The sequence below is a fragment of the Hyphomonas polymorpha PS728 genome, from assembly GCF_000685315.1.
Taxonomy (GTDB): domain Bacteria; phylum Pseudomonadota; class Alphaproteobacteria; order Caulobacterales; family Hyphomonadaceae; genus Hyphomonas; species Hyphomonas polymorpha.
Genome location: NZ_ARYM01000070.1, coordinates 1 through 447, shown reverse-complemented (window position 1 = coordinate 447; position 447 = coordinate 1). Strand labels below are relative to the sequence as shown.

1 protein-coding gene is annotated in these 447 nt (G+C 60.0%); it reads left to right on the top strand.

Going from position 1 to position 447, the window contains the following annotated elements; translation table 11 throughout:
• Positions 1 to 447 (top strand): integrase core domain-containing protein (locus HPO_RS19425; protein ID WP_035602959.1); only part of this gene is annotated, 447 nt, incomplete at both ends.

The window sequence follows — 447 nt, the reverse complement described above, 5'->3', positions numbered from 1 at the left end:
GCTGGGCATCGCGATCGAGCGCATCCGGCCAGGACATCCTCAGCAGAACGGCCGCCACGAACGCATGCATCTCACCCTGAAGAATGAAACCACAAAGCCGGCCGCCGCAAATCATCTCCAGCAGCAGGACCGCTTCGATCACTTCATCCAGGAGTTCAACACCGAACGGCCCCATGAAGGGCTCGCCATGGCCTGCCCAGCGAGCGTCTACACCCCGTCACCGCGCCCCTTCAGCGGCCTGCCGGACATCGAGTATCCGTTCCACGATCACGAGGCCCTGATCACTGCCTGCGGACGCCTGTGCATGCACCGGAAGAAGATCAACATCTCCTCAGTCCTCGCCGGTCAACGCGTCGGCCTGAAGGAAGTCGATGACGGAATATGGCTCGTCTCGTTCATGCAATATGACCTCGGATATGTTGATCTCGAGGCAAGGACACTACAGAC